The organism is Bacillus gaemokensis, assembly GCF_001590835.1.
In the GTDB taxonomy this organism is placed as follows: domain Bacteria; phylum Bacillota; class Bacilli; order Bacillales; family Bacillaceae_G; genus Bacillus_A; species Bacillus_A gaemokensis.
In genome coordinates this window covers 250,768-271,246 of sequence record NZ_LTAQ01000001.1, presented here as the reverse complement: position 1 = coordinate 271,246, position 20,479 = coordinate 250,768, and the positions used below count along the sequence as shown (strand labels likewise).

The window sequence follows — 20,479 nt, the reverse complement described above, 5'->3', positions numbered from 1 at the left end:
AACAATGGTAGTAGGAGATTTCCCAATTGAATTAGATACAGTCGTTGTTGGTGCAGGTCCTGGTGGATATGTTGCGGCAATTCGTGCAGCACAATTAGGTCAAAAGGTAGCAATTATTGAAAAAGCTAACCTTGGTGGCGTATGCTTAAACGTTGGATGTATTCCTTCTAAAGCGTTAATTAATGCAGGTCATCGTTATGAGAATGCAAAACATTCTGATGACATGGGTATCACTGCTGAGAACGTAACAGTTGATTTCACAAAAGTTCAAGAATGGAAAAACGGCGTAGTTAAGAAATTAACTGGCGGTGTGGAAGGCCTTCTTAAAGGTAACAAAGTTGAAATCATTCGCGGTGAAGCTTACTTCGTAGATGCAAACACATTACGCGTAATGACTGAAGATGCAGCTCAAACTTATACGTTTAAAAATGCTGTTCTTGCAACTGGTTCTACACCAATTGAAATTCCTGGATTCAAATATTCTAAACGTGTTATTAACTCTACAGGCGCATTAAGCTTACCTGAAATTCCTAAAAAACTTGTTGTAATCGGCGGCGGTTACATCGGTATGGAATTAGGAACTGCATATGCGAACTTCGGTACTGAAGTTACTGTAGTAGAAGCTGGCGATGAGATTTTAGCTGGTTTCGAAAAAGCAATGAGCACAGTTGTAAAACGTGCCCTTCAGAAAAAAGGCAACGTGAACATCCATACAAAAGCTATGGCTAAAGGCGTTGAAGAAACTGAAAACGGCGTAAAAGTTAGCTTCGAAGTAAAAGGCGAAGTACAAACTGTAGAAGCTGATTATGTATTAGTAACTGTAGGTCGTCGTCCAAATACTCAAGAAATCGGTCTTGAGCAAGTTGGAATTAAAATGACTGACCGCGGTGTAATCGAAATCGATGAGCAATGCCGTACAAACGTACCAAACATCTATGCAATCGGTGATATCGTTCCTGGACCACCATTAGCTCACAAAGCTTCTTACGAAGGTAAAGTAGCTGTTGAAGCAATTAGCGGTCATGCATCAGCAATCGATTATATCGGAATTCCAGCAGTATGCTTCACTGATCCAGAATTGGCATCTGTTGGTTACACTAAGAAACAAGCTCAAGAAGCTGGAATGGAAGTAGCAGTTTCTAAATTCCCATTCGCTGCAAACGGCCGTGCATTATCATTAAACAGCACAGACGGTTTCTTACAACTTGTAACTCGCAAAGAAGATGGTCTTCTTGTAGGTGCACAAGTTGCAGGTGCAGGCGCTTCTGATATTATCTCTGAGATTGGTTTAGCTATCGAAGCTGGAATGACAGCAGAAGATATCGCTCAAACAATCCATGCTCACCCAACATTAGGTGAAATCACAATGGAAGCAGCAGAAGTTGCTCTTGGAATGCCAATTCACATTGTAAAATAATGGTAATAAGAAAAATAAACCGTCTCTTAAAGATAAGAGACGGTTTATTTTTTATTTTTCGATAAATTACGAAAGAAATTGTTGTAAATAGAGGGAAACTAGGATGAATATAAGAATCATTTTAATAATGACTATGGAGGTATCTATTATTTTTTGAGTACGTTAGAAATATCGAACAAATAATTTTGAAATAAATCGCAGAGTGCGTTCTAATTTTAATAGGAAAGAAAGTGAAATTTATTTGTAAATAGGACATATCTTTTTATATTATGTAATGATTTCATTCCAATCCCATATATTATAATAAAATAGAGCATGTCAAAGGAGAATGTTCCATGAAAATACTGCATGTTATATTTTATCATTTCCTTTTATGGAGTGGATTTTCTATTGTATTATCATTATCGAACGGCGATAAATTCCATTATAAGGTGATGTTATTCTTCGTATTTCTTTATTTAGCATATGTAATTGCTTATGTTGTTTTAAGTGCAAGAAAGCAGGCATTGATTCTTACCTTTACAAATAGTATGTTCTTTCTAATAATTTCTCTTCTTGTTTGAAAAATCAACGCTTATAAAAATACATTGTTCTTCCATTGAATAAGCACAGTTTCCCCTCTAATTTCTTTGCTAAAAAACGACAAAATTCATTAGCTTTTCCTTTATCACCAAATGTTGCGGTGGGAGGTAAAGATATTTGAACGAAAGCTTGCTCGTTTTCTATTCCAACACCTACATAGATCGAATCATATCGATCATGATTTGATTTCAATTCAAGTGTCGTATCCGATGTATCGATTATTTCATATGGAAAGGCAACGTTAGCATATGCATAGCCAACTTGCACACCAGTTTGAGAAGTGATTGTTTTGTAGTAATGAAAAAGTTGTTTTATTTCTTCTAATGAAACAGATTGTTGTTTAGATTTCGGTACAAGTTTAATGAATGCATGTTGCATAAAAATTCTCCCCCTGACGTAATATATATGTTTATTTTAACACTGTTGTAAATTTTTTGACAATTAAAAAGGAATCTTTCCTTTTTTGTTTAATATATAAAAGTAGAAATCGCCGTGAAGAAAGGAGGAAGTAAATGTTTGACAAATTGTATGATGAGCATGAAAGTGTGAAGGTACGATTTTTAGGATTCATGACACATGAAAATCGTTATGATTTTGGAGTCATTTATACAAATATGTTTTTTGGGAAACCTCTTGTAGTTTGTATGCAAACAGGGCGAGCAACGCTCCTTGGACAGGATGACATGGATAATGTTCAACATTTAAGAGAGGTTTTTAAACTAGGATCAGAGGAAGAAGCTGATGATTTAGCTCAATTTTTTAAGTTTCTTGTGCCACCTAGTTCATTGCATGCTGAATATGAAGAATAAATAAAAGGAACAGTCGTACATATGAGATGTGACTGTTTTTTTATGTTATTATCGCATACTAATATAAAATAAATTTTTTAATGTGTTATACTAAAAACCTATTGACGTAAAAAGTATAGCATATTAAAATAAAGACAGAAAGTTAAGCGGTTACAAAAAAGTTTTTGGGATTATAAAACTTAGGGGGAATTTTAAAATGGGAACAATCGTATGTCAAGATTGTGAAAGTACAATCGCACACTTTGAAGACGAAAAAGTAACGGTACTTTACGGAAAATGTGGATCTTGCGGATGTGATCACAAGGAGCATACAAAAGCCCAGTAATATAAAGGAGTCTACCGATATAAAAGTTTTTAGGACCATAAACTTAGGGGGAAATAAAAGATGGGAACAATCGTATGCCAAGTATGCGGGGGAACAATCGCGCATTTTGAAGATGAAAAAACAACAGTACTTTATGGGAAATGTGGAACTCATTGCGAATGTAATCACAAGGAGCATACAAAAGCCCAATAATATAGAAACGTGAATAGAAGTAGTTTTGAGATTATAAACTTAGGGGGAAATGAAAGATGGGAACAATCGTATGCCAAGTATGCGGGGGAACAATCGCGCATTTTGAAGATGAAAAAACAACAGTGTTGTACGGGAAATGTGGAACTCATTGCGAATGTAATCACAAGGAGCATACGAAAGCTTAATAATAGAGAAACGTAAATGGAAGTAGTTTTGAGATTATAAACTTAGGGGGAAATAAAAGATGGGAACAATCGTATGCCAAGTATGTGAAGGAACAATTGCACACTTTGAAGATGAAAAAACAACAGTGCTTTACGGGAAATGTGGAACTCATTGCGAATGTGATCATAATGAACATACAAAAGCTTAATAATAGAGAAAACGCCTGCAGATGCAGGCGTTTTTTTAATAGATAGTAGTTGTATGACCGATTGTTGCAACAATTGCATCATCTCTGATAGGGATAAATCCTAGTGTTGCTTGTGGATTGTTAGTAGAAGCATATTGACTCATAAGGCGGCTATCTATGCGTGTGATAAAATCTGTTAAATATGCTGAGATAAATGCGTCTGGGATTCTTCGTTCGTTTAAAAGATAAATAATTTGCTCTTTTGTTTTTACGCCTACACCATGACCGTAAAAAAAGAAATTGCCTAAATAAATAGCATTTTCTCCTTGCCATTCAATTGAATTTGGATTCACCTGTGGGTTTTTAAAGTAAACGAGGTCCCCAGGGACGATATCGCCACCATTTTTGGTGATTAGTTTTAAATCACGATCATAATCCCATGTATATAGTAGAAGGTTTGCAAACAAATGGTTAAATGTTTCTTCGTCATATAGTGCTAAAAGTGCTTTGTAAAAAATAATAATCATCGCTGTTGCACATTCTGTCCCATACTGTTTTCCATTTTTAAAAATATCTCGTATAGCAATGGATGCTGGTGCGTTTGGAAGAAGTTGGAATCCTCCGAGTGATGTCCGTTTCCAAAATTTAGGGTTGCAATACGATTGTTGGAATGTACGAAACTGAAGTCCACTTTGAAAGAGTTCCAATGCGGAAGTAATAATGTTAATGCGTAAATTAAGATCAAAGCTGAGTTCATCAGCTGTTCGGAAGGCGTATACTTCTTGATTTCCAGCCATTATGGCTAAAATTTGTTGTTTTTCATGTGCGAACGGTTCATTTTCATTTGTGATATAAGGATGGACAATAGAACGGCCAATCACAATCATAATGGTATCCCCACCTATACGTTACATTCTTTAGTATCGTATGAGTAAAAGAAAAAATGGTGAAAAAAAAGCCTATCAACTGATAGGCTTATATTCTTTAATGACGCGTAATGTTTGTAAGGTCATGTCTTCGGGACCTTGTACGGGTAGACCAGCATCTAAGTTTTTATGAATGTAGTCTAAGTTTTCTTGAGTAATAATTTCCCCAGGTGTAAAGATTGGAATCCCTGGTGGATAAACCATAACAAAATCAGCTATAATACGGCCAGCAGCCTCTTCGAATGGGATAACCTCTGTTTCTGAATAAAAGGCATCTCGAGGAGAGAGCGCAAGTACAGGGATTTCTGGGATCTCAACTTGTACTTGAACACCTTTGTCAGCTCGGTGTTTAAAGGTTGTTACTAGTTCTTGTAGAGCCTCAATCAGAATATTCGTTTCATCTTCTGTATCGCCTAATGTAACAAGACAGAGAATGTTATATAAGTCTGAGAGTTCGACCTCGATGTTGTAATGCTCTCTTAACCATAACTCCGCTTCATGACCTGTAATACCCAAGTTCTTCACAGATATAATTAGCTTTGTTGGATCATAACTAAACGTCGCATCTGTCCCCAGCATTTCTTTACCGGGACAGTAAAGATGTTCAACAGCATTTACGGCGTTGCGAACATGCTCAGCTAACTGTATTGTTTTTGTTATTAATGCTTTTCCTTCAGTCGCAAGACGTTTTCTCGCAACATCAAGGGAGGCTAATAAAATGTAAGAAGTCGATGTTGTTGTAAGCATGCTAATGATTGACTGCACATGTTTTACGTTCACGAGCCCCTCTTTTACATTCAAAATAGAACTTTGTGTTAAAGAACCGCCTAATTTGTGAACACTTGTTGCTGCCATATCTGCACCTGCCTGCATGGCGGACATCGGTAATTCTTCATGAAAATGAATATGCACACCGTGGGCTTCATCTACTAACACAGGTATTTCATAGGAATGAGCTAATTCTACAATTTGTTGCAAATCTGCTGTGAATCCAAAGTATGTTGGATTAATAACAAGTAATCCTTTTGCATCTGAATGTTCCTCAAGAGTTTTTTTTACCGATTGAATTGTAATCCCATGTGAAATGCCTAGTTCTGGATCGATTTCAGGATGAATGAAAATCGGTTTTGCACCTGAGAAAATAATAGCTGACATTACAGATTTATGAACGTTACGTGGTACGAGAATTTTATCCCCTGGGCCACAAACGCTCATCACCATTGTCATAATTGCACCACTTGTACCTTGAACAGAAAAGAAAGTATGATCTGCACCGAAAGCAGCAGCAGCTAAATCTTGTGCTTCTTTAATCATACCTTTTGGATGATGTAAATCATCGAGTGGCGCAATATTAATTAAATCAATTGCTAATGCATTATGCCCAATAAATTCGCGAAACGTAGGATCCATTCCTTGTCCTTTTTTATGACCTGGAATATGGAATTGAATTGGATTTCGCTTGCTGTGCTCTACTAAAGCGGTAAACAATGGTGTTTTGTATTGGGACAATCTATACACCCCTTCTTCTTTTTTATATTTATTATGATGTGTTTTATGTGTATCTTGTTCAATAAGAAAGTCATTTCCCCTTGTATAGTTCTTTAACTGTCTATAAGAACTTGATTCGTTGTACTTACCATTCATGAGAAAGTTTTTTGAGATGGAAGTTCACTTTGTTTTCTATAAAACAAAAGCATTATATCACCAATAATTATAGATGTATAGAAAAAACTATCATTTTTATCATACACAAAAGTAATAGCAATAATATTGCTTTTTTCCTTCTCATGGAGGAGAAGACAATCCCATAAAAAAAGAGAAATAGTGTATAATGCAAAGTGGTTATAACGAAGAAGAATGAAACTTTTATCGTTAAGGTAGCATAATAACAAAAGATAAATGGGGTGTATACATATGGAATATCAATATCCACTTGATTACAATTGGTCAAATGATGAAATGGTTGCGATTGTGAAGTTTTATGAGGCAATTGAAAAGGTGTATGAAAAAGGCGTTGTTAGAGAAGAATTGATGGGATTATACCGTCGTTTTAAAGAAATTGTTCCATCGAAAGCAGAAGAGAAGAAAATCGATAAAGAGTTTCAAGAGGTAAGTGGATACTCTATATATCGTGCAGTGCAAAAGGCAAAAGAGGTAGAAGAACAAAAAATCGTTAAAATGTAAAAAGATTTTGAAAAATAAAAATCAGGGTGCTATAATGGAATAACAACTAAAAACGGACAATATATATTGTCCGTTTTCTACTATCGATTACAAATTTTATATAAAGGAAGGAGTGATTGCATCGTAGATTCAATTTTTGTAAGAAATTGTTCATCAGTAAGGATTGCAAACTCTTCTGGCGAGATGTGAATACCAACTAGTAATTCAGCTTTCTTTACAGTGGCTAAACGTTCAATCATCTTTTTTAAATCGTCTGATTCAAGCGTATGATGCAGTTTTACACCTGGTTTAGTATGGTCAATGGACCAAACGAAGTCATTTGGTATATTTGTTTTTAAATCATTTAAATGTTCTAAGAAGGCATGAGCCGCTTCCACTTTTTGTGGACACTCATAGATTAAACCAAAGTATATGAAAGCATGAGTACCCCATAAACCAATTTGGAAATGTGGTAGCATTTTATATCCGCGTTTATTTGTTGAAAAAGCAACCCAAGTATCGTTTGGTGGATTGACTTTGCGACGAGCATGTCTCGCTACATGGTAGAAAAAAGATTCACCAGTTTGTTCGGATAAATAATGAGAAAATTGTTTGCCTAGTGCTTCGAATTTTGGATGAATATTTTCTTTGATAGCATTCATTCGTTCTTCAAGGCCATCAACAGAAAAGGCTGCAAAGTCCGTTGCTTTAAATGTGTGTAATGTCATGACGGTTCGTTCCTCCAACTCCTAGTTTGTTTTTATTTTAGCATAGCTTGTACTATTCATAAAAAAAACAGCACAAAAAAATTTAAGTAAAAAAATATAATTTTGTTGCATAGATGATTTATCCAACATAGTATAGTATAAAACAAAAAATCAGAAAATTAAGTTAATTATAGTCCGAGGGCAGACGAATATTGGGAGGAGGCAAATGAAAATGAGACAGGTGATTAATGCGTTAAAGAGAACAGATGCTGAAAAGAGGATTCCGGTGCTAAGATTGGAATTAGATTATGAATTAGCGACGTTATATGATGCGATGATGGAAAATGATAATCAGAAAAAAGAAGAGTGCGTACAAAAATTAGAAGTGCTAAGACTTGAAATGATCCGTTTAGAAGCGTAATAATAGTATATGTATAAAAATTTAGTTGGTGCGAACCTTATAAAGGGTTCGTTTTTTCTGTGAACAGTATAGATCGGAGTGTTTAACTATGCAAGAGGTATGGCAAAAAATCGATACACATGCAAAGCAATGGATTCGAGATGCTGGTGAACGTTTAATGGCGTCATTGGAAAATGCACTTATTATAGAGACGAAATCAAATGCCGCTGATCTAGTAACGAATATGGACCGGGAAACAGAACAGTTTTTGATTGGGAAAATTAAAGAAACATTCCCAGATCATTATATTTTAGGAGAAGAAGGATATGGAGATGATATTACTTCTTCTAATGGGGTTGTTTGGTTAATTGATCCAATTGATGGTACGATGAATTTTGTTCATCAAAAAAGAAATTTCGCGATTTCAATTGGCGTTTATGAGAACGGTATCGGGAAAGTTGGTCTTATCTATGATCCGGTTCATGATGAATTGTACCATGCTGTAAAGGGAGAGGGTGCTTTTTGTAATGAGGTATCCATTCCTGTTTTAGAGAAAGGAACGGTAAAACAGGGGGTTATTGCTTTAAATGCAACATGGCTTACTGATAACCCATTACTTAATATGGAGAAAATGATGCAGCTTGTAAAAACAGCAAGAGGTACACGTTCATATGGCTGCGCAGCATTAGAAATGGTATATGTTGCAACTGGGAGGTTGGATGCATATGTGACACCAAGATTATCCCCTTGGGACTTTGGTGGGGGGCTGATCATTGTAGAAGAAGTTGGTGGAAAAGTGACGACATTCGCTGGCACGGCGCTTTCTATTGTAGAAAAAAGTAGTGTGTTAGTGGCAAAACCTGGAGTATATGAAGAGGTATTACAATTTGTATCACAGTAACAAAAAAGTAAGAGGCTGTGAAAAACGCTTCTTACTTTTTCATGTTACTGTGATTTACGCATTTTTCGTTTTGTTACAAATCCATATCCTGTTGTAACAAATGTACCAATAATGCAAATGATAATACCGATGGGACTATTTTCAGCAATCATAATTCCAATGCCAATTAAGAAAATAACACCGATAATAGCTGTTAATAAAAAGCGATATTGAATGTGTTCCATATCTTCACCCTCCAATTTTATTTTACTTTCACAAAAGTAAGAATACAACTATATTTTCATTCTTGATTTTATTTTGATTGCCATTGTATCCCCTTCGCTCTTATAATAGAGAAGGATTAAAAAGACACTAGGAGTTGGACATGTTGAAAAAACGACAAGATTTACGTAATATAGCAATTATCGCCCACGTTGACCATGGTAAAACAACACTTGTTGACCAATTATTACGTCAAGCGGGGACGTTCCGTGCAAATGAGCACGTAGAAGAACGTGCAATGGATTCAAATGACTTAGAAAGAGAACGCGGTATTACAATTTTAGCGAAAAATACAGCGATTCATTATGAAGATAAAAGAATTAACATTTTAGATACACCAGGACACGCTGACTTCGGTGGTGAAGTAGAGCGTATCATGAAAATGGTTGATGGTGTGTTACTTGTTGTTGATGCATATGAAGGTTGTATGCCACAAACACGATTTGTTTTAAAGAAAGCATTGGAGCAAAATTTAACTCCAATCGTTGTTGTAAACAAAATTGACCGTGATTTTGCTCGTCCAGACGAAGTAGTTGATGAAGTAATCGACTTATTCATCGAACTTGGTGCAAACGAAGATCAATTAGAGTTCCCTGTTGTATTTGCATCAGCAATGAACGGAACAGCAAGTTTAGATTCAAATCCAGCAAACCAAGAAGAGAATATGAAATCATTATTTGATACAATCGTTGATCATATTCCAGCACCAATCGATAACAGCGAAGAGCCACTTCAATTCCAAGTAGCACTTCTTGATTATAATGACTATGTAGGTCGTATTGGAGTTGGCCGTGTATTCCGCGGTACAATGAAAGTGGGACAACAAGTTGCATTAATGAAGGCTGATGGAAGCGTAAAACAATTCCGTGTAACAAAACTATTCGGTTACATGGGATTAAAACGTCAAGAAATCGAAGAAGCAAAAGCTGGAGATTTAGTAGCTGTTTCAGGTATGGAAGACATTAACGTTGGTGAAACTGTATGTCCAGTTGAACATCAAGAAGCACTACCATTATTACGTGTGGATGAGCCAACACTACAAATGACATTCCTTGTAAATAACAGCCCATTTGCAGGTCGTGAAGGGAAATTTATTACATCTCGTAAAATTGAAGAGCGTCTTCGTTCTCAGTTACAAACAGATGTTAGTTTACGCGTAGATAATACGGATTCTCCTGATGCATGGATTGTATCTGGCCGCGGAGAATTACATTTATCAATCTTAATCGAAAACATGCGCCGTGAAGGATATGAATTACAAGTATCTAAACCAGAAGTAATTATTAAAGAGGTTGATGGCGTAAGATGTGAGCCTATAGAGCGTGTACAAATTGATGTACCTGAAGAATATACTGGTTCTATCATGGAATCTATGGGTGCACGTAAAGGTGAAATGTTAGATATGGTGAATAACGGAAACGGTCAAGTTCGCCTTACATTTATGGTTCCAGCACGTGGCTTAATTGGTTATACAACAGAATTCTTAACTTTAACACGTGGTTATGGTATCTTAAACCATACATTCGATAGCTATCAACCAGCACATGCTGGTCAAGTTGGTGGACGTCGCCAAGGTGTTCTTGTTTCATTAGAAACAGGAAAAGCATCACAATACGGTATCATTCAAGTAGAAGACCGTGGTGTAATCTTTGTTGAACCAGGTACAGAAGTATATACAGGTATGATTGTTGGAGAACATACACGTGAGAATGATTTAACAGTTAACGTTGTAAAAATGAAGCAACAAACTAACATTCGTTCTGCAACAAAAGATCAAACATCAACAATGAAAAAACCTCGTATCATGACATTAGAAGAGTCATTAGAATATTTAAATGATGATGAGTACTGTGAAGTAACGCCAGAATCAATCCGTCTTCGTAAAAAGATTCTTGATAAGAGCGAGCGCGAAAGAGCTGCTAAGAAAAAGAAATCTGTAGAAGCGTAAAAAATAAGAAGCTGCCTTTTCTTTAAAAGGCAGCTTTTTTTATTTGTTTATTTTTCGAAAATTTACTCTTTTGTCTAGACAGTATTTTTTTTGCAAGGTACTCTTATAGTAAGTGGAATAAAAGCGAAATGTAAGAAGTAAGATACGATGCTAGTAAGTGAAATGAATGAGGTTTATGCAGAAAAATACTGTACTTAAGGGAGTTCATATCATTTACGCGAGTAAAGGAGAGAAGTGTAGTGATTGAGAGAATGTCATTTTTTGCAAAGTTATACAATGTAGATGTGAACCCAGGAGTAGGTATGTGGTTGCTTTATGGCACAATGATTATTTTGAGTGCACTTGTATATAATTTGGGTTTTGCTAGGAAGCTATCGCTATTAAAAAATGTTGTAATTTATGTGGTATTAGCAATTGGATGCACGGTTCTAACTTTTTTTGGGGTTTTTTTACCAGTGGGAGAAGGTCTCGTTGTGGCAGCGATTGTGCTCGGTATTTATAGATTGCGATTACGTCAAGCTAAGCAACAGAAAGTAAGCTAAAAGGGGGGAAGATGTTTCATGCGTTCTGTACAAGATGCGTTATATAATTGGCTAACGATTAAAACTGTCGCGGAAGCGCGTCCGAGTGATGTAGCTGCACAAGAAACATATTTGTTGTTTCATAACATGTTATATGGGGATCATCAATTAAGAGATGTAACGGTGGAAAAGAAAGAAGATATGTATTTGGTTACATATGAACGAGAAGGAGAAAAGCATTCCACAAGATTCCCAGTAGAACTCATAGATTGTTTCTTAGATCAAATGAATCAAGAGCCGGAGAAATATAAATAAGCCCTCATCGGAATGAATGAGGGCTTATTTTAAATTTTACCACTCATCTTCTATTGTTTTATCACGGTAAAGATTGAATTTTCCAGTTCCATGACGTTCCATTGTACGTTCTGCAATACGCTCTGTGCATTCCATGCACATATATGTATGAATAGGACGGTTACGAAGCCTTTTGGCCACAGGGTTTTCGTCATCTAATACTTCTTTTTTATCACAAAGCATGCATTTGACTCTCATTTCGTCACCTCAATACAAATTCTATCAATATAAGTATATCACGTAATTTTAATATTTTTGAACTACAGAGGAAAAAAATAATATTTTCACAATTCGAAAAATAAGTTATCATAAAGAGGAAGGAAATGTGGAGGTGGAGATATGGCAAATGTAGTAGAACCTACATTAACAGATTCTTTAGTGCAATCTTTACGCGAGGAGCATATTGTTACAATTGCGACAATTGATTTTGAGAGAACGGTTCCAAATGTAAGTGCCATTTCATGGGTATATGCAATGGATGAAACAAGTATTCGATTCGCGGTCGACCAACGCTCTCGTATTGCAGAGAATTTACGCCATCATGCAGGTGTTGTCTTGACTATAATGGTAAATGAATCTGTATTTTCTATTAGCGGTGAAGCGACAATTCTAACAGATAGAATGGAGGGGCTTCCCCTTAAGTTAACTATAGTAGAAGTAGCTGTTCAAGAGGTGCGTGATGTCATGTTTTATGGGGCGAAGCTCGCTACAAAACCGACATATGAAAAAACATATGATCTTCGTGCCGCTGCAAAGCTAGATAATCAAGTATTAGCGGCGATGAAAGAGTTATAGATAGAGTGGACGAATAAAAACTGTCCATCTTTTTTCTTCTGTTTTACTTTGGATGAATGGGGGGCATTGGTTTCCTAGCAGAATATAAATTTTGAAGCCTGAATAGAGTTCTTAATTATAGATGAGGAAAATAATTAAGAAAAGTTTTAATTTATATGAATTTCGATTCTACCTCGTTTATACATTACATATAATTATAACAATGGTTCGTCCATATTATGGATGAAACCCTTGTTCTACAAATTTCAAAGTGGAGTCAGGGGGTAACAGGTTGGATAAAATTTATGTGTTAGATACGAATGTACTTTTGCAGGATCCTTTATCTATTTTTTCATTTGGAACAAATGAGGTAGTGATTCCAGCAGTTGTATTAGAAGAGGTTGATTCGAAAAAACGTTATATGGATGAAGTTGGAAGAAATGCTCGTTATGTATCTAAATTAATAGATAAATTTCGTGAACTAGGAAAGCTGCATGAAAGTATACCTCTTGAAAATGGAGGGACATTTCGTATTGAATTAAATCACCGTTCATTTGTTCAATTACAAGATATTTTTGTAGAAAAAACAAATGATAATCGGATTTTAGCGGTTGCAAAAAATTTATCTTTAGAAGAACAGGCGAAAAAGGATGGAAAGTCTGTCATTTTAGTTAGCAAAGACGTGCTTGTAAGAGTAAAGGCGGATGCGCTTGACTTACAAGCAGAAGATTATTTAAGTGATCGTGTAATTGAAGTGGAAAATATATATACTGGCTTTTTGGAAGGCTACATATCAAAAGAAAAATTGAATTATTTTTATGAAAAAGGAGAGCTTCCTTTATCGGAGATTGCGAATCATCCGTTTTATCCAAATCAATTTATTGTGATGAAAGATGCATTAGGTGGTTCGAGTTCTGCACTTGGAATTGTGGACTATTTAGGTAAAAAAGTGAAAAAACTTATTTTTCATAATGAGCAAGTTTGGGGAATACGTCCACGAAATGTCCAGCAAATTATGGGTCTAGAGTTGTTACTTCGTGAAGATATGCCACTTGTAACTTTAACGGGGAAAGCAGGAACCGGTAAAACATTACTTGCCTTAGCTTCTGGCCTCATGCAAACGGAGGATTTAGGATTGTACAAAAAACTCCTTGTTGCTCGGCCAATTGTTCCGGTGGGGAAAGATATTGGCTATTTGCCGGGAGAGAAGGAAGAAAAATTAAGACCGTGGATGCAACCTATTTTTGATAATCTAGAATATTTATTTAACACGAAAAAACCAGGGGAATTAGATGCTATTTTAGCAGGAATGGGTTCGATTGAAGTAGAGGCGCTTACTTATATACGAGGACGGAGTATTCCGGATCAATTTATTATTATTGATGAGGCGCAAAACTTAACAAAACATGAAGTGAAAACAATATTAACAAGGGTAGGAGAAAAAAGTAAGATTGTATTAATGGGAGACCCTCAGCAAATTGATCACCCTTATTTAGATGAATATAATAATGGGCTGACATATGTGGTAGAGAAGTTTAAAGAGCAAAAAATTAGTGGGCATGTAAAGTTTGTAAAAGGAGAGCGTTCTAATTTAGCACAACTAGCAGCGGATTTATTGTAAAGTGAAAGTTTAATCAGTGAGAGATTCATCTCCACTGATTGTTAGCGCTCGCCCATCGGGTTTTTACGGGTAGTTTAACTTCTTTGGTTTTTCTAGATTTTGAGGTTGGGATAGTATTTCCCAAAAAATAGCGAAATAAAAAGGAGTGGGCTCTTTCCCCACTCCTTCTTTAAATAATTGTAAACTGACGAATATTTCGGATTGGATTGCTTATATTCGAACCGTCGCCGAAGTAAAGATGAACAGGTCCATCTTCTCGTAATGGTTTTCCATCTTTTGAAAAGCCAAGAATTGCGTTTGTTGCTTCTTCTAATGGAAGTGTAATTGTATCTTGCGTGGTATGAATTTCGACATGTGTTGATAAATCGAGAATCTCAGCGTTTTTGAAAAATGGATGAAGAGGTATGCCAAAGGTTCCTGTAATAAGTTGTTCTTTTTTAAATTTCTTTACGCTTTTTTGAATTGGTGGAAAAGAGGCACCATTACGAATCTCTCGATCCCAATGCTCAGACGTGTGTTTCAGATAAGTTTCTAGTTCAGGTTCTTCTTCTTTATTTTCATTAAAATAAGTTGTTAAATCTACTTTTCGATCATCAAAAATCCAAACACTTGGATCAATGGTAATTGGAAAACGCACTTTTCCGTTTATAAATAAAATTTCACTCATTGTTGTTCCCCCATTTGTATTATGCTCCCACTTTTCAGTATAATAGCATTAGACACGGTTGTCACAAAAAATGTTTCTATTGCAATTTATTAAAACTATCGCTAATATTAATAGATAGGATGGAGAGTAGGACGGAAACGGAGGGAATCAATTTGGCGTCTGAGACAGTAGCGAATCATCAGGAAAAGGCACTTGCCCTTCTACAAGCGGATGCGGAGAAGATTTTAAGACTTATTAAGGTGCAAATGGACCACCTTACGATGCCGCAATGTCCATTATACGAAGAAGTGTTAGATACACAAATGTTTGGACTATCCCGTGAGGTTGACTTTGCGGTTCGTCTTGGTCTTATTGCAGAAGAGCAAGGGAAAGAGATGTTAGGAGAGCTCGAACGAGAATTATCAGCACTTCATGAAGCGTTTACAAATAAACAACAATAACGGGTTCAAATAAGGGGGCTCAAACTGGACAAGTTTGAGCTTTTTATTTGTATAATAAAGCAGGAAGAATTTCGATACATATGGAATACAACAATTAAATTGAAAATAGAAAGAGGATATTGAATGAAAAAAGTATGGAAGTCAATGGATTATTCGTTATTGCTTCCTCTTGTTATTTTATGTGTACTGGGAGTTATAATGGTATACAGTGCTAGCTCTATTTTGGCCATTACAAAATTTGCTAAATTTAATTTTCCGAGTGATCACTTTTTTCGTAAGCAATTATTAGCATTAGGTATAGGTGCAGTATTGGGCTTAGGAGTAATCGTTGCAATTCCATACCAACTTTGGAGGAAACGAATTATTTTACTGTTAATGATGGTAGGAAGCGTTGGATTACTATCATTAGCATTATTGCTTGGAACGAAAGCAAATGGTGCGCAAGCGTGGGTATTTGGTATACAGCCGGCGGAATTTGTTAAAATAGCTATTATTATTGTACTCGCACGTTTCTTTGCAAGAAGACAAGAAACAGATACTTCAGTATGGAAAGGATCAGCAGGTACAATTCTGTGGATAGGATTAGTAGTATTTTTAATTCTGAAACAAAATGACTTAGGGACGGTTTTGTTGATTGTAGGCATTGTTGGGATTATGTTCCTTTGTTCGGGTGTTCCTATTAATACATGGATAAAGCGTCTGGTACTAAGTTCTATTGTATGGATTCCACTAGTATACTTAGTTGGTAACTATGCATTGAAACCTTATCAAAAAGCACGTTTTACAGCATTTTTGAATCCATTTGACGATCCGCAAGGTGATGGATTTCAGCTGGTGAATTCTTTTATCGGAATTGCTTCAGGTGGACTAAATGGGAGAGGACTTAGTAACAGTATACAAAAATTCGGATATTTACCTGAGCCACATACAGATTTTATTATGGCGATTATATCTGAAGAGCTTGGTTTTATCGGTGTAGCGATTGTTTTAATTAGTTTGTTACTTATAATCATTCGTTCATTCCGAATCGCTCAAAAGTGTAAAGATCCATTTGGAAGTTTAATTGCAATTGGCATTGCTAGCCTGCTTGGAGTACAAACGTTTGTTAATATTGGCGGTATGAGTGGACTATTGCCTCTTACTGGTGTACCTTTGCCATTTATTAGTTACGGTGGCAGTTCTTTAATGGCGAATTTATTTGCAATGGGCATCTTGCTAAACATAGGTAGTTTCGTAAAACGACAGGAAAAGCAACAAGAAGAAATAAACAAGAAAAAAGGGCAAGGTGAGCCGCACCTTGTTGTTGTGAAATAAAAGGTTTTGTGTTTTTTAACACAAAGCTTTTTTTTTATAGTTTTTAATAAGTTATACTTTTTGATAAAGTAACAAAAAAGTATAACTTATTAATTCGAATAGGTTATACAATAAAACTGTTAGAAACGGAAGAGTTGTGCTATACTATTTTTGTGAAACAAATTGATCAGAAAACTTATCATTTGTTGAAAAATAAGGTATGATGAATAAAAATAAAGTGAAGCTTTCCAAGTATAATTTAGAAAAGAAAGTGAAGAACTTCACGCTCTTTAGAGCGTGTGTCTATTTAATCTCTAGAGTGGTAGTAAAGTAGAGGGGGAAAATCATGACAAAGCTGCAACGTATTCAAAAAGTATTAGTAGCTAACCGTGGAGAAATTGCAATCCGTGTATTCCGAGCTTGTTCAGAACTTGGATTAAGCACAGTTGCAATTTATTCGAAAGAGGATAGCGGTTCTTACCATCGCTATAAAGCAGATGAATCTTATTTAGTGGGGGAAGGCAAAAAGCCAATTGACGCATACCTTGATATTGAAGACATCATTGAGATTGCGAAAAGTAATCGTGTGGATGCGATTCACCCTGGATATGGTTTTTTGTCAGAAAATATTCAATTTGCAAGACGTTGTGAAGAAGAGGGAATTATCTTTATCGGACCAAAAAGTAAGCACCTAGATATGTTTGGAGATAAAGTAAAAGCGAGAACACAAGCACAACTAGCAAATATTCCAGTTATTCCTGGTAGCGATGGTCCTGTTAATTCAATAGAAGAAGTTGAAGACTTTGCCAAGAAGTATGATTACCCGATAATTATTAAAGCTTCCCTTGGTGGTGGCGGTCGTGGTATGCGTATTGTACGTAATAGTAATGAATTAAAAGAATCTTATGATCGTGCAAAGTCAGAAGCAAAAGCAGCTTTTGGTAATGATGAAGTGTATGTTGAAAAATTTGTTGAAAAACCTAAACATATAGAAGTTCAAATATTGGCAGATGAAAAGGGCAATGTTGTGCATTTATATGAGCGTGATTGCTCTGTACAACGTCGCCATCAAAAAGTAGTTGAAATTGCGCCAAGTGTATCACTTTCAGATGATCTTCGTCATCGTATTTGTGAAGCGGCGGTGCAGTTAACGAAAAATGTAAATTATTTAAATGCTGGTACAGTTGAATTCCTTGTAAAAGGCAATGATTTTTATTTCATTGAAGTAAATCCACGTGTTCAAGTAGAACATACAATTACAGAAATGATTACAGGAATTGATATTGTTCAGTCACAAATTTTAATTGCAGATGGACATGCTTTACATAGTTCGATAGTGAGTGTACCAAAACAAGAAGAGATCATTGTGCATGGGTATGCAATTCAATCTCGTGTAACAACAGAGGATCCACTTAATAATTTTATGCCTGATACAGGGAAAATTATGGCGTACCGCTCTGGTGGTGGTTTTGGTGTTCGTCTTGACACAGGGAATAGTTTCCAAGGTGCAGTTATTACTCCTTACTACGATTCGTTACTTGTAAAAGTAACAACGTGGGCACTTACATTTGAACAAGCTGCTGCGAAAATGGAGCGTAACTTAAAAGAGTTCCGTATTCGCGGTATTAAAACAAATATTCCATTCCTAGAGAATGTGGTCAAACATAAAAACTTCTTGTCAGGAGAATACGATACATCATTTATTGATGCATCACCTGAACTGTTCGTGTTTCCAAAGCGTAAAGACCGTGGAACGAAAATGTTAAGTTATGTTGGTACGGTAACAGTAAATGGTTTCCCTGGAGTAGGGAAAAAAGAGAAACCAATTTTCTCAGATGCACGTATACCAAATGTAAAACATTATGAGCCGATTCAAGATGGGACGAAACAAATCTTAAATGAACGTGGTGCAGATGGATTAGTAAAATGGGTACAAGATCAAAAACGTGTACTTTTAACAGATACAACATTCCGCGATGCGCATCAATCTTTACTTGCAACACGTATTCGTACAAAAGATTTAAACCAAATTGCTGAACCAACAGCTAGAATGTTACCAAATTTATTCTCAGCGGAGATGTGGGGCGGCGCGACATTTGATGTAGCATATCGTTTCTTAAAAGAAGACCCATGGGAACGATTATTAGAACTTCGTGAAAGAATGCCGAACGTATTATTCCAAATGCTTCTTCGTTCATCAAATGCAGTTGGTTATAAAAATTATCCAGATAATTTAATCCAAAAATTCGTGGAATGTTCGGCACAAGCTGGAATTGATGTATTCCGTATTTTTGATAGCTTAAATTGGGTGGAAGGTATGAGAGTTGCAATTGATGCTGTAAGAGACAGCGGTAAGATTGCAGAAGCAACAATGTGTTATACAGGGGATATTCATGATCCGATGCGTAGCAAATACGATTTGAATTACTATAAAGATTTAGCGAAAGAATTAGAAGCATCAGGAGCACATATTTTAGGTATTAAAGATATGGCTGGACTATTAAAACCGAATGCTGCTTATGATTTAGTTTCTGCACTAAAAGAAACAGTATCGATTCCGATTCACCTTCATACACATGATACAAGTGGAAATGGTGTGTTAACGTATACGAAAGCAATTGAAGCAGGTGTTGATATCGTCGATGTGGCAGTTAGCTCAATGGCAGGCTTAACATCGCAACCGAGTGCGAATACGTTGTATTATGCGTTAGGTGGAAATGAAAGACAACCAGATGTAAAGGTGGATGCATTAGAGAAACTTTCACATTATTGGGAAGATGTTCGTAAATATTATGCACCATTTGAAAGTGGTATGAATGCACCTCATACAGAAGTATATATGCATGAAATGCCAGGTGGTCAATATAGTAATCTTCAGCAACAAGCAAAAGCAGTTGGATTAGGAGACCGCTTTGATGAAGTAAAAGTGATGTATCGCCGCGTAAACGATATGTTTGGTGATATTGTAAAAGTAACACCATCATCAAAAGTTGTTGGTGATATGGCACTGTTTATGGTCCAAAATCATCTGACAGAACAAGATATTTTTGAACGTGGACATTCGCTGGATTTCCCAGGTTCTGTTATCGAAATGTTCTCTGGGGATCTTGGGCAACCGTATGGTGGCTTCCCGAAAGAATTACAAAAAATTATTCTAAAAGGAAAAGAACCATTAACAGTAAGACCGGGTGAGTTGTTAGAACCAGTGGATTTCAATGCTTTAAAAGAAGAACTATTCCATAAACTTGGACGTGAAGTAACTATCTTTGATGTGGTTGCATATGCATTATATCCAAAAGTATTTATGGATTATCAAAAAGTTGTAGGGCTCTATGGAAATGTGTCTGTACTTGATACACCAACATTTTTCCATGGTATGAGACTTGGTGAAGAAATTGGTGTAGAAATTGAACGTGGTAAAACGTTAATGGTTAAATTAGTATCAATTGGAGAGCCTCAGCCAGATGGAACACGTGTACTTTATTTTGAATTTAACGGACAACCGCGTGAAATTGTTGTGAAGGATGAAAGTGTTAAAGCAACAGTTGCACAACGTGTGAAAGGAAACCGTGAAAATCCAAATCATATTAGTGCAACAATGCCGGGAACTGTCATTAAATTGGTTGTAAATGAAGGCGATGAAGTGAAAAAAGGCGATTCTATGGCAATTACAGAAGCAATGAAAATGGAAACAACCGTTCAAGCGCCATTCAATGGCAAAGTGAAAAAAGTACATGTAAAAGATGGCGATGCCATTCAAACAGGCGATTTGCTAATTGAACTGGAGCAATAATAATAAAGAAAAGAGTTGCTGAAAAGTAGCTCT

25 protein-coding genes are annotated in these 20,479 nt (G+C 36.0%); 18 read left to right on the top strand and 7 right to left on the bottom strand.

The features are described from left to right. The first annotated feature begins 4 nt into the window (after positions 1-4). Both lpdA and AZF08_RS01365 read left to right on the top strand, forming a co-directional pair. Positions 5-1,417, top strand: coding sequence for a dihydrolipoyl dehydrogenase (gene lpdA / locus AZF08_RS01370; RefSeq protein ID WP_033672249.1), 1,413 nt, complete (start codon positions 5-7; stop codon positions 1,415-1,417). 335 nt (positions 1,418-1,752) lie between these two features. Next, positions 1,753-1,980, top strand: a complete 228-nt coding sequence (locus AZF08_RS01365; RefSeq protein ID WP_033672248.1) for a hypothetical protein — start codon at positions 1,753-1,755, stop codon at positions 1,978-1,980. A 4-nt stretch (positions 1,981-1,984) separates the two neighbouring features. Here AZF08_RS01365 and AZF08_RS01360 read toward each other — a convergent pair whose 3' ends face one another. Next, positions 1,985-2,377, bottom strand: coding sequence for a DUF1885 family protein (locus tag AZF08_RS01360; protein ID WP_033672247.1), 393 nt, complete (start codon positions 2,375-2,377; stop codon positions 1,985-1,987). 134 nt (positions 2,378-2,511) lie between these two features. On the opposite strand from AZF08_RS01360, the gene AZF08_RS01355 reads away from it, so the two are divergent. The 5 genes from AZF08_RS01355 (at position 2,512) to AZF08_RS01335 (ending at position 3,698) form a co-directional block, all read left to right on the top strand. Beyond that, positions 2,512-2,808, top strand: coding sequence for a DUF3055 domain-containing protein (locus AZF08_RS01355; RefSeq protein WP_033672246.1), 297 nt, complete (start codon positions 2,512-2,514; stop codon positions 2,806-2,808). Positions 2,809-3,004: 196 nt separating this feature from the next. Further along, a complete protein-coding gene (locus AZF08_RS01350; protein ID WP_000536782.1) occupies positions 3,005-3,133 on the top strand; it encodes a GapA-binding peptide SR1P in 129 nt (42 codons plus the stop codon). Between the two features lie 60 nt (positions 3,134-3,193). Then, positions 3,194-3,325 carry a GapA-binding peptide SR1P gene (locus AZF08_RS01345; protein WP_033672245.1) on the top strand — a complete coding sequence of 44 codons (132 nt, stop codon included), beginning with the start codon at positions 3,194-3,196 and terminating at the stop codon, positions 3,323-3,325. 56 nt (positions 3,326-3,381) lie between these two features. Beyond that, the gene (locus AZF08_RS01340; protein ID WP_033672244.1) at positions 3,382-3,510 is read left to right on the top strand and encodes a GapA-binding peptide SR1P; all 129 of its coding nucleotides are present in this window, start codon (positions 3,382-3,384) and stop codon (positions 3,508-3,510) included. 59 nt (positions 3,511-3,569) lie between these two features. Next, positions 3,570-3,698 (top strand): GapA-binding peptide SR1P, encoded by a 129-nt coding sequence (locus AZF08_RS01335; protein ID WP_033672243.1) that lies wholly within the window; start codon positions 3,570-3,572, stop codon positions 3,696-3,698. A gap of 35 nt (positions 3,699-3,733) precedes the next feature. Here AZF08_RS01335 and AZF08_RS01330 read toward each other — a convergent pair whose 3' ends face one another. Both AZF08_RS01330 and AZF08_RS01325 read right to left on the bottom strand, forming a co-directional pair. After that, positions 3,734-4,564, bottom strand: coding sequence for a protein-glutamine gamma-glutamyltransferase (locus AZF08_RS01330; RefSeq protein WP_033672242.1), 831 nt, complete (start codon positions 4,562-4,564; stop codon positions 3,734-3,736). Between the two features lie 75 nt (positions 4,565-4,639). Beyond that, entirely contained in the window at positions 4,640-6,112 is a 1,473-nt protein-coding gene (locus AZF08_RS01325; protein ID WP_033672879.1) for an aminotransferase class I/II-fold pyridoxal phosphate-dependent enzyme, read from the bottom strand. Positions 6,113-6,517: 405 nt separating this feature from the next. Here AZF08_RS01325 and AZF08_RS01320 point away from each other — a divergent pair, with 405 nt between their 5' ends. After that, the gene (locus AZF08_RS01320) at positions 6,518-6,787 is read left to right on the top strand and encodes a UPF0223 family protein (protein WP_033672241.1); all 270 of its coding nucleotides are present in this window, start codon (positions 6,518-6,520) and stop codon (positions 6,785-6,787) included. A gap of 80 nt (positions 6,788-6,867) precedes the next feature. Here AZF08_RS01320 and AZF08_RS01315 read toward each other — a convergent pair whose 3' ends face one another. Continuing rightward, on the bottom strand, positions 6,868-7,494 hold the full coding sequence (locus AZF08_RS01315) for a YktB family protein (RefSeq protein ID WP_033672240.1): 627 nt from the start codon (positions 7,492-7,494) through the stop codon (positions 6,868-6,870). Between the two features lie 211 nt (positions 7,495-7,705). Between AZF08_RS01315 and AZF08_RS01310 the strand changes: the two genes are divergently transcribed. Together AZF08_RS01310 and AZF08_RS01305 are read left to right on the top strand one after the other, a co-directional pair. Further along, a complete protein-coding gene (locus AZF08_RS01310; protein WP_001250169.1) occupies positions 7,706-7,894 on the top strand; it encodes a hypothetical protein in 189 nt (62 codons plus the stop codon). Positions 7,895-7,982: 88 nt separating this feature from the next. After that, positions 7,983-8,774: an inositol monophosphatase family protein gene (locus tag AZF08_RS01305; protein ID WP_033672239.1), complete on the top strand. Its 792-nt coding sequence runs from the start codon at positions 7,983-7,985 to the stop codon at positions 8,772-8,774. 44 nt (positions 8,775-8,818) lie between these two features. Here the strand turns inward: AZF08_RS01305 and AZF08_RS01300 are convergent, their stop codons facing one another. Beyond that, positions 8,819-8,998 carry a DUF5325 family protein gene (locus AZF08_RS01300; protein ID WP_033672238.1) on the bottom strand — a complete coding sequence of 60 codons (180 nt, stop codon included), beginning with the start codon at positions 8,996-8,998 and terminating at the stop codon, positions 8,819-8,821. A gap of 140 nt (positions 8,999-9,138) precedes the next feature. Here AZF08_RS01300 and typA point away from each other — a divergent pair, with 140 nt between their 5' ends. The 3 genes from typA to AZF08_RS01285 all read left to right on the top strand — a co-directional run bounded on the left by typA (position 9,139) and on the right by AZF08_RS01285 (position 11,819). Next, a complete protein-coding gene (gene typA / locus AZF08_RS01295) occupies positions 9,139-10,983 on the top strand; it encodes a translational GTPase TypA (protein ID WP_033672237.1) in 1,845 nt (614 codons plus the stop codon). Between the two features lie 239 nt (positions 10,984-11,222). Beyond that, complete coding sequence (locus tag AZF08_RS01290) at positions 11,223-11,525, top strand: YlaH-like family protein (RefSeq protein WP_033672236.1); 303 nt, start codon at positions 11,223-11,225, stop codon at positions 11,523-11,525. An 18-nt stretch (positions 11,526-11,543) separates the two neighbouring features. Next, positions 11,544-11,819, top strand: coding sequence for a hypothetical protein (locus tag AZF08_RS01285; protein WP_033672235.1), 276 nt, complete (start codon positions 11,544-11,546; stop codon positions 11,817-11,819). Between the two features lie 36 nt (positions 11,820-11,855). Here the strand turns inward: AZF08_RS01285 and AZF08_RS01280 are convergent, their stop codons facing one another. Beyond that, on the bottom strand, positions 11,856-12,056 hold the full coding sequence (locus AZF08_RS01280) for a YlaI family protein (protein WP_033672234.1): 201 nt from the start codon (positions 12,054-12,056) through the stop codon (positions 11,856-11,858). Positions 12,057-12,197: 141 nt separating this feature from the next. Here AZF08_RS01280 and AZF08_RS01275 point away from each other — a divergent pair, with 141 nt between their 5' ends. Together AZF08_RS01275 and AZF08_RS01270 are read left to right on the top strand one after the other, a co-directional pair. Further along, on the top strand, positions 12,198-12,653 hold the full coding sequence (locus tag AZF08_RS01275) for a pyridoxamine 5'-phosphate oxidase family protein (protein WP_033672233.1): 456 nt from the start codon (positions 12,198-12,200) through the stop codon (positions 12,651-12,653). Between the two features lie 271 nt (positions 12,654-12,924). Continuing rightward, the gene (locus AZF08_RS01270; protein WP_033672232.1) at positions 12,925-14,253 is read left to right on the top strand and encodes a PhoH family protein; all 1,329 of its coding nucleotides are present in this window, start codon (positions 12,925-12,927) and stop codon (positions 14,251-14,253) included. 169 nt (positions 14,254-14,422) lie between these two features. Here AZF08_RS01270 and AZF08_RS01265 read toward each other — a convergent pair whose 3' ends face one another. Then, positions 14,423-14,920, bottom strand: coding sequence for a hypothetical protein (locus AZF08_RS01265; RefSeq protein ID WP_033672231.1), 498 nt, complete (start codon positions 14,918-14,920; stop codon positions 14,423-14,425). Between the two features lie 152 nt (positions 14,921-15,072). Here AZF08_RS01265 and AZF08_RS01260 point away from each other — a divergent pair, with 152 nt between their 5' ends. The 3 genes from AZF08_RS01260 to pyc all read left to right on the top strand — a co-directional run bounded on the left by AZF08_RS01260 (position 15,073) and on the right by pyc (position 20,446). Next, positions 15,073-15,360 (top strand): YlaN family protein, encoded by a 288-nt coding sequence (locus AZF08_RS01260; protein WP_033672230.1) that lies wholly within the window; start codon positions 15,073-15,075, stop codon positions 15,358-15,360. 123 nt (positions 15,361-15,483) lie between these two features. Further along, positions 15,484-16,674 (top strand): FtsW/RodA/SpoVE family cell cycle protein, encoded by a 1,191-nt coding sequence (locus tag AZF08_RS01255; protein WP_033672229.1) that lies wholly within the window; start codon positions 15,484-15,486, stop codon positions 16,672-16,674. A 325-nt stretch (positions 16,675-16,999) separates the two neighbouring features. Beyond that, positions 17,000-20,446, top strand: coding sequence for a pyruvate carboxylase (gene pyc, locus AZF08_RS01250; protein ID WP_033672228.1), 3,447 nt, complete (start codon positions 17,000-17,002; stop codon positions 20,444-20,446). Positions 20,447-20,479 lie beyond the last annotated feature (33 nt).